Raw genomic sequence first — 13,089 nt, forward strand, 5'->3', positions numbered from 1 at the left:
GCGGCTGCTCGCGTCCCCACCGCGCAAGCCTTGCCGATTGCGCCGGGAGCCCCGAGTTTTCAACATCACGGAGCTTTCCCATGTCCTCTCGCTACGAGCCGACCGCCCTGGTCGTTCCCTTTGAGAATCTGAGAATGACGGACGTCGAGGTGGTTGGTGGCAAGAATGCCAGCCTCGGCGAAATGATCTCCCAGCTCGCGGCCTCCGGCGTGCGTGTTCCGGGTGGCTTCGCCACCACGGCCCATGCCTTCCGCGAGTTTCTGAAGTTCGAGGGTCTTGATCAGCGCATTCAGGCACGCCTGTCCACCCTGGACACCGACGACGTCAAGGCCCTGGCCGAAGTTGGCGCCGAGATTCGTGGCTGGGTGGAGGCGCAGCCTTTCCCGGCCGATCTGGAAGCCCAGATCCGCAGCGCCTTTGCCGAGCTGACCGCCGGCAACCCGGATGCCTCCTTTGCCGTGCGCTCCTCCGCCACCGCGGAAGACCTGCCCGACGCCTCGTTCGCCGGCCAGCAGGAGACCTTCCTGAACGTGGTGGGCATCGAGGAAGTGCTGCACAAGATGAAGGAGGTCTTTGCCTCCCTCTACAACGACCGCGCCATCAGCTACCGCGTGCACAAGGGCTTTGCCCATGCCGATGTGGCCCTGTCGGCCGGCGTGCAGCGCATGGTGCGCTCGGATCTGGGTTCCGCCGGTGTGATGTTCACCATCGACACCGAGAGCGGGTTCAAGGACGTGGTCTTCATCACCTCCAGCTACGGCCTGGGCGAGACGGTGGTGCAGGGCGCCGTGAACCCGGATGAGTTCTATGTGCACAAGCCGGCGCTCAAGAGCGGCAAGTTCCCGGTCATCCGCCGCAATCTGGGCTCCAAGCTGATCCGCATGGAGTTCGCCAGCCCCGAGGAAAAGGCGGCCAGCGGCAAGCTGGTCAAGACGGTGGATACGGCGCCGGAAGCGCGCAACCGCTATTCGCTGTCCGATGCCGAGGTGATCGAGCTGTCCCAGTACGCCCTGGTCATCGAGCAGCACTATGGCCGTCCCATGGACGTGGAATGGGGCCGCGACGGCATTGACGGCAAGCTCTACATCCTGCAGGCCCGCCCCGAGACGGTGAAGAGCCAGGCCGAAGGCCAGGTGGAGCATCGCTACAAGCTCAAGGGCCACAGCACCGTGCTGGCCGAGGGCCGCGCCATCGGCCAGAAGATCGGCACCGGCCCGGTGCGCCTGGTCCACAGCGTGGCCGAGATGGAGCGCGTGCAGCCCGGTGATGTGCTGGTCACCGACATGACCGACCCGAACTGGGAGCCGGTGATGAAGCGCGCCAGCGCCATCGTCACCAACCGCGGCGGCCGCACCTGCCACGCGGCCATCATCGCGCGCGAGCTGGGCATCCCGGCCGTGGTGGGCTGCGGTGACGCCACCGAGAAGCTCAAGGACGGCCAGTTGGTCACCGTGGCCTGCTCCGAGGGCGATACGGGCCATATCTACGACGGCCTGCTGGAGACCGAGGTCAGCGAGGTGCACCGCGGCGAGCTGCCGTACTGCCCCATCAAGATCATGATGAATGTGGGCAACCCGCAGCTGGCCTTCAATTTCGCCCAGATGCCCAGCGCCGGCGTGGGCCTGGCCCGCCTCGAGTTCATCATCAACAACAATATCGGTGTCCACCCCAAGGCCATCCTGGACTATCCGAACATCGACGCCGACCTGAAGAAGGCCGTCGAGTCCGTGGCCCGTGGTCACGCCTCGCCGCGTGCCTTCTATGTGGACAAGCTCACCGAAGGCGTGGCCACCATTGCCGCCGCCTTCTATCCGCGGCCGGTGATCGTGCGGCTCTCTGACTTCAAGAGCAACGAGTACAAGAAGCTGATCGGCGGCTCGCGCTACGAGCCCGATGAAGAGAACCCCATGCTGGGCTTCCGCGGCGCCTCGCGCTATATCAGCGGCGAGTTCTCGGATGCTTTTGCCATGGAGTGCGAGGCGCTCAAGCGCGTGCGCAACGATATGGGCCTGAGCAATGTCGAGATCATGGTGCCCTTTGTTCGCACCGTGAAGCAGGCCGAGCGTGTGGTGGCCATGCTGGCCGAGCGCGGCCTCAAGCGCGGCCAGGATGGGCTGCGCGTGATCATGATGTGCGAGGTGCCGTCCAACGCCATCCTGGCCGAGCAGTTCCTGGAGCATTTCGATGGCATGTCCATCGGTTCCAACGATCTGACCCAGCTGACCCTGGGTCTGGATCGCGATTCGGGCCTGGAACTGCTGGCCGGCGACTTCGACGAGCGCGATCCCGCCGTCAAGGCCCTGATCTCGCGCGCCATCACCGCCTGCCGTGCCACCGGCAAGTACATCGGCATCTGCGGCCAGGGCCCCAGCGACCATGCTGACTTTGCCGACTGGCTGGCGCAGGAGGGTATCGTGTCCATCTCCCTGAATCCCGACACGGTGATCGAGACCTGGCAGCGTCTGGCCAAGCGCTGAGTCCCGACTAGAAAAAACAAAGCCCGCTTGTCGCGGGCTTTTTTTCTTGGTGGGATCTCAGTGATCGGGTGACCCATGCACCGCCATGGTCTGGGTGCCGGTGATGATCATGCGCACCATCACGATCAGCTGCTCGGTCAGCTCGGGCAGCTTGTCGTGGGGCAGGTCCATGGCCGTTGCGCCCATGGCAAAGACCAGGCGGGTGATGGCCTTGGCCACGAGTGCCGGCTCATAGAGCCCGGTCTGGTTGATTTCGGCCAGGCGGATCAGGTCCACGCGCAGCTCTTCCTCGAAGAAGAGCAACTGGCGGTCCACCGCGTGCTTGAACGCGTCCGAGCCCACCGTGCCTTCGCGCAGCAGGATGTGCAGCAGGCGGTCGTCCGAGCGCAGCTGTTCGATGAAGGCCTGTACCGCGCTGCGCACCACACTATTGCCGTGGCTGGCGCGCAGCCGAGCTTCGCCGATGATCTCCCGCAGCGACTTGCCCGCCATATCGATCAGGGTGACGGCCAGCTCGTCCATATCGCGGAACTGGCGATAGAAGCTGTTGGGTGCGATACCGGCTTCACGAGCCACCTCACGCAGGCTCAGCGTCGAGACACTGCGGTGCGGCCCCACCAGCTTGAGGGCGGCCTGCACGATGTCTTCGCGGGAAATCACCGCCTTGCGACCCGGTTGGGACGAGGACAGCGTGGGGGCGGTTTGTTCCGCCTCGAGCATGAGAAGGCTTGTCATGGCTTTGTGCGAGAGTGCGCATCATACCGAAGCGGATTTGATATACATCTGTATAGACGGGTGTATGTGTGGCCGTATACTGCGCGCCGACCCGATCCGGATTCCTGCTGATTGGCGTCGAACGGAGTATTTGTGTCCTCTTTTGCACCTGCGCGCGGCGGCTTGCTGCGCCGTCTGCTGGGTCCCGTGGTGGATCCGGCCGTGTTTGACTTCTGGCTGGGTCTGCTCAATCGCAGCTGGACCTGGGATCGCCCGCTGGCGCGGGTGCTGGAGCGGCGGGTCGAGTCCGCCGACGCCGTGACCCTGGTGCTCAAGCCCAATCGTCACTGGCGGGGCTTTCGCGCTGGCCAGCATCTGAATGTCGGTGCCGAGATCGATGGCCGCCGCGTCACCCGCAGCTACAGCCTGAGCGATAGGCCGCGCGCGGATGGCCGCATTGCCATCACCGTCAAGCGGGTGGAGGGCGGCAAGCTGTCCAACCACCTGTGCGATCGGGTCCGTGAGGGCGAGATGCTCTCCATCGATGCGGCCTATGGCGATCTGCACTGGCCCGTTGCGGGTGAAGCTGCGGGCCTCTTTCTGGCCGCTGGCAGCGGCATCACGCCGCTGATGAGCCTGACCCGTGCCTGGGCGGCGGCTGGCGCGCCGGGTGCCCTGACCCTGGTCTACTGGGCCCGCAGCGCCGAGCAGCTCTGCTTTGCGCAGGAACTGCAAGCCCTGGCCCAGGCTCAGCCGCGCTTCCGTCTGCACCTGATGCTGACCCAGGATGCCCAGGCGCCGGCGGCCCGCATCAACGCAGACCAGCTGGTTTCGCTGCTGGGCCCCAGCGAAGGCTGGCAGCACCTGCAGGTGCTGGCCTGTGGTCCGGGTGGCTTTGTGGACACGGCCCGTCAGCTGTTGGCGCCGCGCGTACAGCGCTTCCAGGCCGAGGCCTTTTCGCCCGCGGCGCCCATCGCATTGGATGAAGTGCGCCCCGTCACCGTAGAGCTGCGCCGCAGTGGCCGCAGCCTGACCCTGAGCAGCGGCGAGAGCCTGCTCAGCGCGCTGGAGGCTCAGGGCCTGCGGCCGCCCTCGGGCTGCCGCATGGGCATCTGCCACAGCTGCGTCTGCACCAAGCACGAAGGCCAGGTACAGAACCTTCATACCGGCGAGCGCGAGGCCGAGCCCGGCAGCCAGCTGCGTCTGTGCGTGAGCCGTGCCTGCGGCGATCTCAGTCTGGATCTTTGAGAACAAGCATGAACAAGTCCCTGACCCGTCAACTCTCCAACGAGGAGCTGGAGAAGTTCGGCGCCGAGATCGAGGCCCTGCGTGCCCGAACCGTGGCCGATCTGGGCGAGCGCGATGCGCGCTACATCCGCAATATCTACAAGCTGGTGCGCTGGAGCGAGCTGCTCGGCCGCGCCCTCTTGATGATTGGCGCCTTCCTGCCCACGCCCTGGCTGATCGGCTTCTGGATCCTGGGCACGTTGAGCCTGGCCCTGTCCAAGATCGTGGACAACATGGAGCTGGGGCACAACGTCATCCACGGCCAGTACGACTGGATGGGTGACCCGCACTTCAAGGGCAAGCAGTTCGAGTGGGACATCGTGGCCACCAGCGAGAACTGGCGCAAGACCCATAACTTCCGCCACCACACCTACACGAATATCCACGGCCTGGATGACGATATCGGCTATGGCGTGCTGCGCCTCTTTCCCGAGCAGCGCTGGACGCCTGCGGCCCTGTTGCAGCCGCTCTATGCCCTGATCTTCGCCCTGATGTTCCAGTGGGGCGTGGCCATCCAGGACCTGCGTCTGGGCCAGCTCTTCGGCAAGCGCCGCAAGGCCGCCCGTGCCGAACTGCGCCGTGCCGGTGTGCCGGTGCTGAAGAAGGTGAGCCGCCAGCTGATCAAGGACTATCTGCTCTTCCCCTTGCTGGCCGGTCCGGGCTTCTTGGTGGTGTTCACCGGCAATCTGGTGGCCAACGGCCTTCGCAATCTCTGGACCTACACCATCATCTTCTGCGGCCACTTCACCACCGAGGTGGAAACCTTCCCCAAGGGCGTGCTGAAGAACGAGACCCGGGCCCACTGGTACTGGCGCCAGATCCGCGGCTCCTCCAATATCTCGGGCGGCTTTGTGCTCAATACCTTGTCGGGCAATCTGAGCCATCAGATCGAGCACCATCTCTTCCCCGATGTGCCGGCCAACCGCTATGTGGAGATGGCCCCCGTGGTGAGGGACATCTGCAAGCGCTACGGCGTGAACTACAACACGGGCTCCCTGCCGGTGCAGTTCGCTCAGGTGGTCTGGCGCATCCTGCGCCATGCGCTGCCCAGCCGCCCGCGCGCCAGCCAGTTGGCCGGTGCCCGCGGCTGAGACTTCGCTGAGGCCGCGCTGATACCGCGCTGAGTCGGGCAGGGCGTGCAGCGCCCAGCGCCGTGGAGTCTCCGGGTTCCCGCTAGGGTCTTGGCGCCAGCTCTCCCCGCATGATGGCGGTCTGCCCACAAAAGCCAGCCGCGCGTGTCATCCCCTCCGGTCCGTGCGGGGTCTAGCGCGACCCCGGCACTCAAGCGTCGCCTCAACCGCATTTACCTCGGGTACAGCCTCGGGTTTGCGGGCTTTGCGCTGCTGCTTGCCGTGGCCGAGCGCCTGGGCCTGTCCAAGAGTTGGATAGGCTTTTGCTTCCTCTTTGCCACGGTGGTGGTCTACGCCGGCATCGGTGTGCTGAGCCGCACGACCGACCCCGACGAGTACTACGTGGCGGGCCGGCGCGTGCCGGCCCTCTACAACGGCATGGCCACCAGCGCCGACTGGATGAGCGCGGCCAGCTTCATCGGCATGGCCGGCACGCTCTACCTCTCCGGCTATGGCGGTCTGGCCTTTGTGCTGGGTTGGACGGGGGGCTTCTGCTTGGTGGCGCTGTGCCTGGCGCCCTACCTCAGGCGCTTCGGCAAGTACACGGTGCCCGACTTTCTCGGCGATCGCTACGCCAGCAATGCCGTGCGCCTGATCGCCGCCATGGCCGCCATTGCCGTGTCCTTCATCTATGTGGTGGCCCAGATCTATGGCGTCGGGCTGATCACGGCGCGTCTCTCGGGGCTGACCTTCGAGATCGGGGTCTTCGTGGGCCTGGGTGGGGTGCTGGTCTGCTCCTTTCTGGGGGGCATGCGGGCGGTGACCTGGACCCAGGTGGGGCAGTACATCATTCTGATCGTGGCCTATCTGGTGCCGGTGGTCTGGCTATCGGTCAAGCAGACGGGCTCGCCCCTGCCTCAGGCGGTCTACGGCTACCAGTTGCAGCAGATCAGTGAGCGCGAGCAGCAGCTGCGAGAGGATCCGGCCGAGCTGCAGGTGATTGCTGTGCTGGAGCAGCGCATTCAGCGCTTGCGGCAGCAGCTGCAGGATGTGCCCGCGGCACTGGCCAGCGAGCGCCAGCAGAGCCTGGCCCGGGTCGCCCGGCTCAAGGCCGAGGATGCACCGCTGGCGGAGATCCAGGCCGCGGAGAAGCGGTTGAGCGCGCTGCCACGCACCCCGGCCGAGGCGCGTGAACTGTGGCAGCGTCAGTTGCTCGCCTATGAGGCGCGCGCCAAGCCGCTCGGGGGGATGGCCCCGCACGCCCAGGCCTTCGCGGGTGATCCCCAGGGCGACGCGGCCGCACAGCAAGCCTTTGAAGAGTCCCGCCGCAACTTCCTGGCCTTGGTCTTCTGCCTTGTGGTGGGCACGGCCGGTCTGCCGCATATCCTGAATCGCAGCTTCACCACGCCAACGGTACGCGAGGCGCGGGAGTCGGTGGGTTGGTCCCTGCTCTTCATTGGCTTGCTCTACATCACCGCGCCGGCCCTGGCTGTCATGGTCAAGTTCGAGGTCTTCGATGGGCTGGTGGGCACGCCGTTTGACCAGTTGCCGACCTGGATCGCCCAGTGGGCCAAGGTCGACCCGGCCCTGCTCTCCGTGAGCGACCTCAACCGCGACGGCATTCTGCAGCTCGGTGAGATGCAGATCGGAGGCGATATCGTCATGCTGGTCACGCCCGAGCTGGCGGGGCTGCCCTATGTGGTGTCCGCCATGGTGGCCGCGGGTGGCTTGGCGGCGGCCTTGTCCACCGCCGACGGGCTGCTGCTGACCATCTCCAGCGCCCTGGCGCATGATGTCTATCACCGTGTGATCAATCCTCGGGCCAGTGCACCCAAGCGTGTCATGGCCTCCAAGGCCATCCTGCTGCTGACGGCTTTGGCCGCGGCCGCGGTGGCGGCGCAGAAGCCAGCCGACATCCTGTTGCTGGTGGCGGCCGCCTTCTCCCTGGCGGGGTCTGCCTTTGTGCCGGTGCTGCTGCTGGGTGTGTTCTGGCGGCGGGCCAATGCCTGGGGGGCCATTGCCGGCATGTTGCTGGGCCTGGGGGTGACGGCCTACTACATGGTCGGGGCCCATCCCGGCCTTCGAGCAAGCCTGGGGCTGCAAGGTCCGGCGCAACTCTGGTGGGGGATTCAGCCCATCTCGGCCGGCGTGTTTGGCGTGCCGGCCGGGTTGCTGGCCGCCGTCCTGGTCAGCCTGCTGACGCCCAGGCAGCCCGCCAGCGAAGCTCAGGCGCTGGATCTGCGGCGACCGCCGCGGCTCTAGGCGGCAAACCGGGCTTGCTTGCCCCAAGCCAGGGGTGTGCGCTACAATCGCGGGCTTTCCCTTGCCGTACCCATGTCTTTGACGCCTTGGGGCGGCTTCCTCGGGGCCTGGGCCTGCGGACGATGCTGTCAAGCGTCGCCCGGTGGGTCGAGGAACCGGAATCCACAAGGAGTGTCTATGCGTCACTACGAGATCGTTCTGCTGATCCATCCGGATCAAAGCGAACAAGTTCCGGCCATGCTGGAGCGTTACAAGGGCCTGATCACCGCCGGCGGTGGTGCTGTGCACCGCGTCGAGGACTGGGGTCGCCGTCAACTGGCCTACCTGATCCAGAAGCTGGCCAAGGCCCACTACCTGTGCCTGAACATCGAGTGCAGCAAGGAAGTGCTGGCTGAGCTCGAAACCGGCTTCCGCTTCAACGACGCCGTCCTGCGCCACCTGACCGTGGTCAAGGACAAGGCCGAAACCACGCCTTCCGTGATGATGAAGGCTGTGGAGCGCGAAGAGGCCCGCAAGGCGCCTCAGGAAGCCTGATAAAGAGCTGGTGTTGTTGTCATTGCCCAAGCGGTGAATCAGCTTGTATTGCAAGCACAGCTGCTTGAGCTGGGACTGATCAGATACACGCCGGCCGGCCAGGCGGCCCTGGACTTCAGCTTGAAGCATGAGTCCCAGGTCACCGAAGCCGGACGTCCTCGCCGGGTCTCCCTGGAGATCAAGAGCGTGGCCATAGGCAGTGAACTCTGCAAGCGCGTTCAGGCGCTGGGGGTCGGTGGACATGCCCTGTTCGAGGGCTTCATCGCCGCCATGCGCAACGGTCGTGGAACCATCTTCCATGTCACCGAACTGACGCCCGGTTCCGCAGCAACATCGTCCGTCGCTAATCCGGATTGAATTAAAGAGGTCTACTATGCCCCCCGCACGTGGTAAGGGTCGCTTCTCCAAAGACAAGAAGCCCAAGCGCAACCAACAATCGCTGCTGTTCCGCCGCAAGCGTTTCTGCCGTTTCACCGTCGCTGGTGTTGAATCCATCGACTACAAGGACGTGGACACCCTGCGCGACTTCGTCGGCGAAAACGGCAAGATCACGCCCGCTCGTCTGACCGGCACCCGCGCCTTCTACCAGCGCCAGCTGACCGTGGCCATCAAGCGTGCTCGCTTCCTGGCCATGCTGCCCTACAGCGATCAGCACAAGGTCTGAGGAGTAAGCCAACATGCAAATCATCCTCCTCGAAAAAGTTGCCAACCTGGGCAACCTGGGTGACGTCGTCAAGGTCAAGGACGGCTACGCACGCAACTTCCTGATCCCGACCAAGCAGGCGCGTCGCGCCACCGAAGCCGCGATCAAGGAATTCGAAGCCAAGCGCGCCGAACTGGAAAAGATCGCCGCCGAGAAGCTGGCCGCCGCACAGGCTCTGGGTGAAGGCCTGGCCGGCAAGACCGTGCGCATCAGCCAGAAGGCTGGCGTGGACGGCCGCCTGTTCGGTTCGGTGACCAACGCCGACATCGCCGAAGCCATCAGCAAGCTGGGCTTCGCCGTGGCCAAGTCGCAGATCCGTCTGCCCCTGGGCCCGCTGAAGGCCGTGGGCGAGTTCTCCGTGAACGTCGCTCCGCACACCGATGTGGTGGTTGAAGTGACGGTGCAAGTCGTCGGCGACGCCGAGTAAGCACATCCCCTATGGCGTTGTGGCCACCGTGCTGCAACGATCAGAGAAGCCGATGACTGATCCAGTCGTCGGCTTTTTGTCTTCTGGGGCGACAGTTATCCCGCTGTAACCCCAGGTCGTGAACATCTTCTCCACAGTCTTGTTCACAGGGCTGTGGATATCGTGCCCGCCATGTCCGCGATCTTTTCTGCCCCCGGTTCCTCTCCCAACCCCGGCTCGGACGACGAAGTCGCCCGTCTGCGTGTACCGCCACATTCGGTCGAAGCCGAGCAAAGCGTGCTGGGCGGCCTGCTGATCGACAACAGCGCCTGGGACCGGGCGGGCGATTTGCTGCAGGAGTCAGACTTCTACCGCTTCGAGCACAAGCAGATCTTTGCCGCCATCGGCAAGCTGATCAACGGTGGCAAGCCGGCCGATGTGGTGACGGTCTTCGAGGAGCTGAGCTCGCTGGGCAAGGCGGCCGATTGCGGCGGCCTGGCCTATCTGAATGCCCTGGCCCAGAGCGTGCCCAGCGCGGCCAATCTGCGCCGCTACGCGGAAATCGTGCGCGAGCGCGCCGTGCTGCGCAAGCTGGTCACCGCCAGTGACGAGATCGCCAGCGCGGCGATGAACCCGCAGGGTCGGCCGGTGAAGGACATCGTTGATGAGGCCGAGGGCAAGATCTTCCGCATCAATGAGGAAGGCAGCAAGGGCGGGCAGGGCTTTCACAGCATGGACAAGCTGGTGGTTGATCTGATCGACCGGGTCAACGAACTGGCGGAGAACGGTGCCGAGGACGTCACCGGCGTGCGCACCGGCTTCTACGATCTGGACAAGCAGACCGCGGGTCTGCAGCCGGGCGACCTGATCATCCTGGCTGCCCGTCCCTCCATGGGCAAGACCGCCTTCGTGGTCAATATCGGCGAGAACGTGGCCATCAACGAGGGGCTGCCGGTCGTCATCTACTCGATGGAAATGGGCGCCTCCCAGCTGGCATTGCGTATGGTCGGTTCGGTCGGCCGCATTGACCAGAGCCGGCTGCGCCTGGGGCGTCTGGAAAACGATGAATGGGGCCGGCTGACCGAGGCCGTCGACAAGCTGGGCAAGGCGCCGATCTACATCGACGAGAGCCCGGGCCTGAGTCCCTCGGAGGTGCGCTCGCGTGCACGCCGCCAGGCTCGCATCAGCGGCCAGCTCGGTCTGATCATCATCGACTACCTGCAGCTGATGAGCGGCAACGGCGGCAGCAGCGAGGAGAACCGCGCGACCGTCGTGGGCGAGATCTCGCGGGGTCTGAAGGCCCTGGCCAAGGAGCTCAAGTGCCCCGTGATCGCGCTCTCCCAGCTCAACCGCTCGGTGGAGACGCGCCCTGACAAGCGCCCCATGATGTCCGACCTGCGTGAATCCGGCGCCATTGAGCAGGATGCGGACATCATCATGTTCATCTACCGCGACGAGTACTACACCAAGGACCAGTGCCAGGAGCCGGGCGTGGCCGAGATCATCATCGCCAAGCAGCGTAACGGCCCGGTGGGTACGGTGAAGCTGGCCTTCCAGCGTATGCACACCAAGTTCGAGAACCTCGCCCCCGGCTACACCGGCCCGGCCGGCGCCGATTACTGAGTCGGCGGTGTCCGAGCCGATCTTCACGCCGGCCGGCATCACGCCCAGCGCCGAGCAACTGGCCATCCAGACCGCGCGGGCGCGCCATCTGCTGATCGAGGCCAATGCCGGCGCGGCCAAGACCACCACCCTGGCCCTGCGCATGGCCCAGGCCCTGCAGCGTGGCGCCGCGCCGCGCATGCTGCTGGCGCTCACCTACACCGAGCCCGCGGTGCAGGCCCTGCAGGCCCAGCTGCGCCTGATCGGCGTGCCGGAGCCGCTGCTGCGCGAGCTGCGCATCCAGACCTTCGAGCAATTCGCCGGCGACTGCCTGGCCGAGCTCGAAGGCCCCGGCATGCTGCAGCTGCGCCAGGAGGAGGAACTGCGGCCCTATGTGCTGGAGGCCATCGCCCAGGCCCAGCTGCGGCCCCAGGAGCGCCACCGCGAGGAGCTGGCCGTGGGCGGCGCCTCCGAGGCCCTGATCGAGGGCCTGCTCAAGTCCTTCGCCGTGCTCAAGGGGCGGCTGCTGCTGGAGCGCGAGCCCCTGGAGCAGGCGCTCAGCCCGGCCCTGGCCGAGGAACTGGGCAGCGACTACTTCACCCTGCGCGTCTTTAGCGCCTACGAGATGCTGCGCCGGGGCGAGGAGACGGAGCGCCCCCTGTTCCGCTTCACGGGTGACGCGGTCTACGACCTGGCCCGCCTGCTGCTGGATCAGGATCTGGCGGAGGAGGGCGGTGTGCTCGCGCAAGGCCTGGCCCTGATCGTGGTGGACGAGATGCACGACACCCACCGCGCCATGTTCACCGTGCTCCAGGGCCTGCTGGCGCGCAACCGCCGTGCCGCCTTTGTGGGCGTGGGCGACCGCGACCAGGTCATCCACGGCCAGGCCGGCGCCGAGGCTGGCTTCATGGGCGCGATCTTCGAGCAGGAGATCGGCCCGGCCCTGCGCCTGCCGCTGAGCGCCAGCCACCGCTTCGGCGTGGACCTGGCCCAGGCCGCCGGCCGCCTGGCGCGCAAGCCCTATGCGGCTGTGCCCGGCCGCAAGACCGAGATCCGCTGCCTGCCGGCCGAGAATGCGCGTGTGCAGGCCCGGCTGCTGGCCGTGGCGGCGCGCGAGCATCTGCAGCAGCAGGCGCATCAGGAGCTGCGCATCCTGCTGCGCCGGCCGGCCCAGTCCCTGCTGATCGAGCGCGAGCTGCTCAAGCTGGGCGTGCCCTACCAGCTGCAGGGGCTGCCGCCTTTTCTGCGCCGCCGCGAGATCCTGCTGATGCGCGGCCTGCACGCCTCTGCGCGCGGCGTCTACGCCGGCTTCGAGCGGGACGCCGGCCTGCGCCGCGACACCCTGGCGGCCCTGCTGCTCTTTGCTGGCGCCCAGGTGCAGAGCGATGCGCTGCGGGGTCTGGACGCGCACCGCGCCCAGCGTCAGGCCCTGGAGGCCGCCGCGGCCCATCCCGGCGGCATGCAGGAGTTCATCGAGGGTCAGGTCTTGCGCAATGCCTCGGGCCTGGCGCGGCCGCGCCTGGAGGCCTGTCTGGCCCTGCTGCGCGGCGGGGATCTGCGGGCCTGGGCCCAGGGCCTGATGGCCGGCCTGGAGCCCGAGCGCCTGGCCGGTGCCGTGCTCGTGCGCCGCGAAGACATCCGCCAGGTGCGCGATCACCTGGAACAGCTGCTGCAGCTGGCCCTGGGCGAGGAGCAGGACCTGGACGGCTTCTTTGCCCTGTTGCACAGCCTGGAGCGGGCCCAGACACCGCGGGCCGTGGGGGGGGGCGGCGCTGCGACCCGCGTGAGCCTGTCCACCATCGAAGCGGCCAAGGGCCTGGAGTTCGACCATGTGCTGCTGCCCCATCTCTCGCGCGGCGAGTTCGTGGGTGAGGGCTCGGCGGACGAAAACCGCAATCTGCTCTATGTGGCCCTGACCCGCGCGCGCCAGCGCCTGAGCCTGGCCTTCAACCCCCAGGCGCCTTCGCGCTACCTGATCGATGCGGGCTTGATCCAAGGCTAGGGTGGGTGATGGCCCAAGGGGCGACGAGCGTC

General features: G+C 66.3%; 11 protein-coding genes. 10 read left to right on the forward strand and 1 reads right to left on the reverse strand.

Annotated features, from left to right (window positions below; translation table 11 throughout):
- Positions 1-80: 80 nt before the first annotated feature.
- Positions 81-2,477 carry a phosphoenolpyruvate synthase gene (gene ppsA / locus DFR39_RS05420; protein WP_133602534.1) on the forward strand — a complete coding sequence of 799 codons (2,397 nt, stop codon included), beginning with the start codon at positions 81-83 and terminating at the stop codon, positions 2,475-2,477.
- Positions 2,478-2,534: 57 nt separating this feature from the next.
- Here ppsA and fabR read toward each other — a convergent pair whose 3' ends face one another.
- Positions 2,535-3,212, reverse strand: a complete 678-nt coding sequence (gene fabR, locus DFR39_RS05425; protein ID WP_133602535.1) for an HTH-type transcriptional repressor FabR — start codon at positions 3,210-3,212, stop codon at positions 2,535-2,537.
- A gap of 132 nt (positions 3,213-3,344) precedes the next feature.
- On the opposite strand from fabR, the gene DFR39_RS05430 reads away from it, so the two are divergent.
- From DFR39_RS05430 to DFR39_RS05470, 9 genes are all read left to right on the forward strand, one after another.
- On the forward strand, positions 3,345-4,439 hold the full coding sequence (locus DFR39_RS05430; RefSeq protein ID WP_133602536.1) for a ferredoxin reductase: 1,095 nt from the start codon (positions 3,345-3,347) through the stop codon (positions 4,437-4,439).
- Positions 4,440-4,447: 8 nt separating this feature from the next.
- Complete coding sequence (locus DFR39_RS05435) at positions 4,448-5,569, forward strand: fatty acid desaturase family protein (protein WP_133602537.1); 1,122 nt, start codon at positions 4,448-4,450, stop codon at positions 5,567-5,569.
- A gap of 144 nt (positions 5,570-5,713) precedes the next feature.
- A complete protein-coding gene (locus DFR39_RS05440) occupies positions 5,714-7,810 on the forward strand; it encodes a sodium:solute symporter family protein (RefSeq protein WP_133602538.1) in 2,097 nt (698 codons plus the stop codon).
- A 177-nt stretch (positions 7,811-7,987) separates the two neighbouring features.
- Positions 7,988-8,344 (forward strand): 30S ribosomal protein S6, encoded by a 357-nt coding sequence (rpsF, locus tag DFR39_RS05445; protein WP_133602539.1) that lies wholly within the window; start codon positions 7,988-7,990, stop codon positions 8,342-8,344.
- A gap of 33 nt (positions 8,345-8,377) precedes the next feature.
- On the forward strand, positions 8,378-8,701 hold the full coding sequence (gene priB / locus DFR39_RS05450) for a primosomal replication protein N (RefSeq protein ID WP_133602540.1): 324 nt from the start codon (positions 8,378-8,380) through the stop codon (positions 8,699-8,701).
- 16 nt (positions 8,702-8,717) lie between these two features.
- Positions 8,718-9,008, forward strand: a complete 291-nt coding sequence (rpsR, locus tag DFR39_RS05455) for a 30S ribosomal protein S18 (protein WP_133602541.1) — start codon at positions 8,718-8,720, stop codon at positions 9,006-9,008.
- Between the two features lie 13 nt (positions 9,009-9,021).
- Entirely contained in the window at positions 9,022-9,474 is a 453-nt protein-coding gene (gene rplI, locus DFR39_RS05460) for a 50S ribosomal protein L9 (protein ID WP_133602542.1), read from the forward strand.
- 171 nt (positions 9,475-9,645) lie between these two features.
- Positions 9,646-11,076 carry a replicative DNA helicase gene (gene dnaB, locus DFR39_RS05465; protein ID WP_133602543.1) on the forward strand — a complete coding sequence of 477 codons (1,431 nt, stop codon included), beginning with the start codon at positions 9,646-9,648 and terminating at the stop codon, positions 11,074-11,076.
- A gap of 7 nt (positions 11,077-11,083) precedes the next feature.
- Positions 11,084-13,057 (forward strand): 3'-5' exonuclease, encoded by a 1,974-nt coding sequence (locus DFR39_RS05470; protein ID WP_133602544.1) that lies wholly within the window; start codon positions 11,084-11,086, stop codon positions 13,055-13,057.
- The last annotated feature ends 32 nt before the right edge of the window (positions 13,058-13,089 follow it).

Origin of the sequence: Roseateles asaccharophilus (genome assembly GCF_004362405.1) — a bacterium.
GTDB classification, from domain to species: Bacteria; Pseudomonadota; Gammaproteobacteria; order Burkholderiales; family Burkholderiaceae_C; genus Kinneretia; species Kinneretia asaccharophila.

Coding starts and splice junctions, on each gene's coding strand:
- dnaB (WP_133602543.1), top strand. CDS start 9,646: ATGTCCGCGATCTTTTCTGCCCCCGGTTCCTCTCCCAACCCCGGCTCG.
- rplI (WP_133602542.1), top strand. CDS start 9,022: ATGCAAATCATCCTCCTCGAAAAAGTTGCCAACCTGGGCAACCTGGGT.
- rpsR (WP_133602541.1), top strand. CDS start 8,718: ATGCCCCCCGCACGTGGTAAGGGTCGCTTCTCCAAAGACAAGAAGCCC.
- ppsA (WP_133602534.1), top strand. CDS start 81: ATGTCCTCTCGCTACGAGCCGACCGCCCTGGTCGTTCCCTTTGAGAAT.
- fabR (WP_133602535.1), bottom strand. CDS start 3,212: ATGACAAGCCTTCTCATGCTCGAGGCGGAACAAACCGCCCCCACGCTG.
- DFR39_RS05435 (WP_133602537.1), top strand. CDS start 4,448: ATGAACAAGTCCCTGACCCGTCAACTCTCCAACGAGGAGCTGGAGAAG.
- rpsF (WP_133602539.1), top strand. CDS start 7,988: ATGCGTCACTACGAGATCGTTCTGCTGATCCATCCGGATCAAAGCGAA.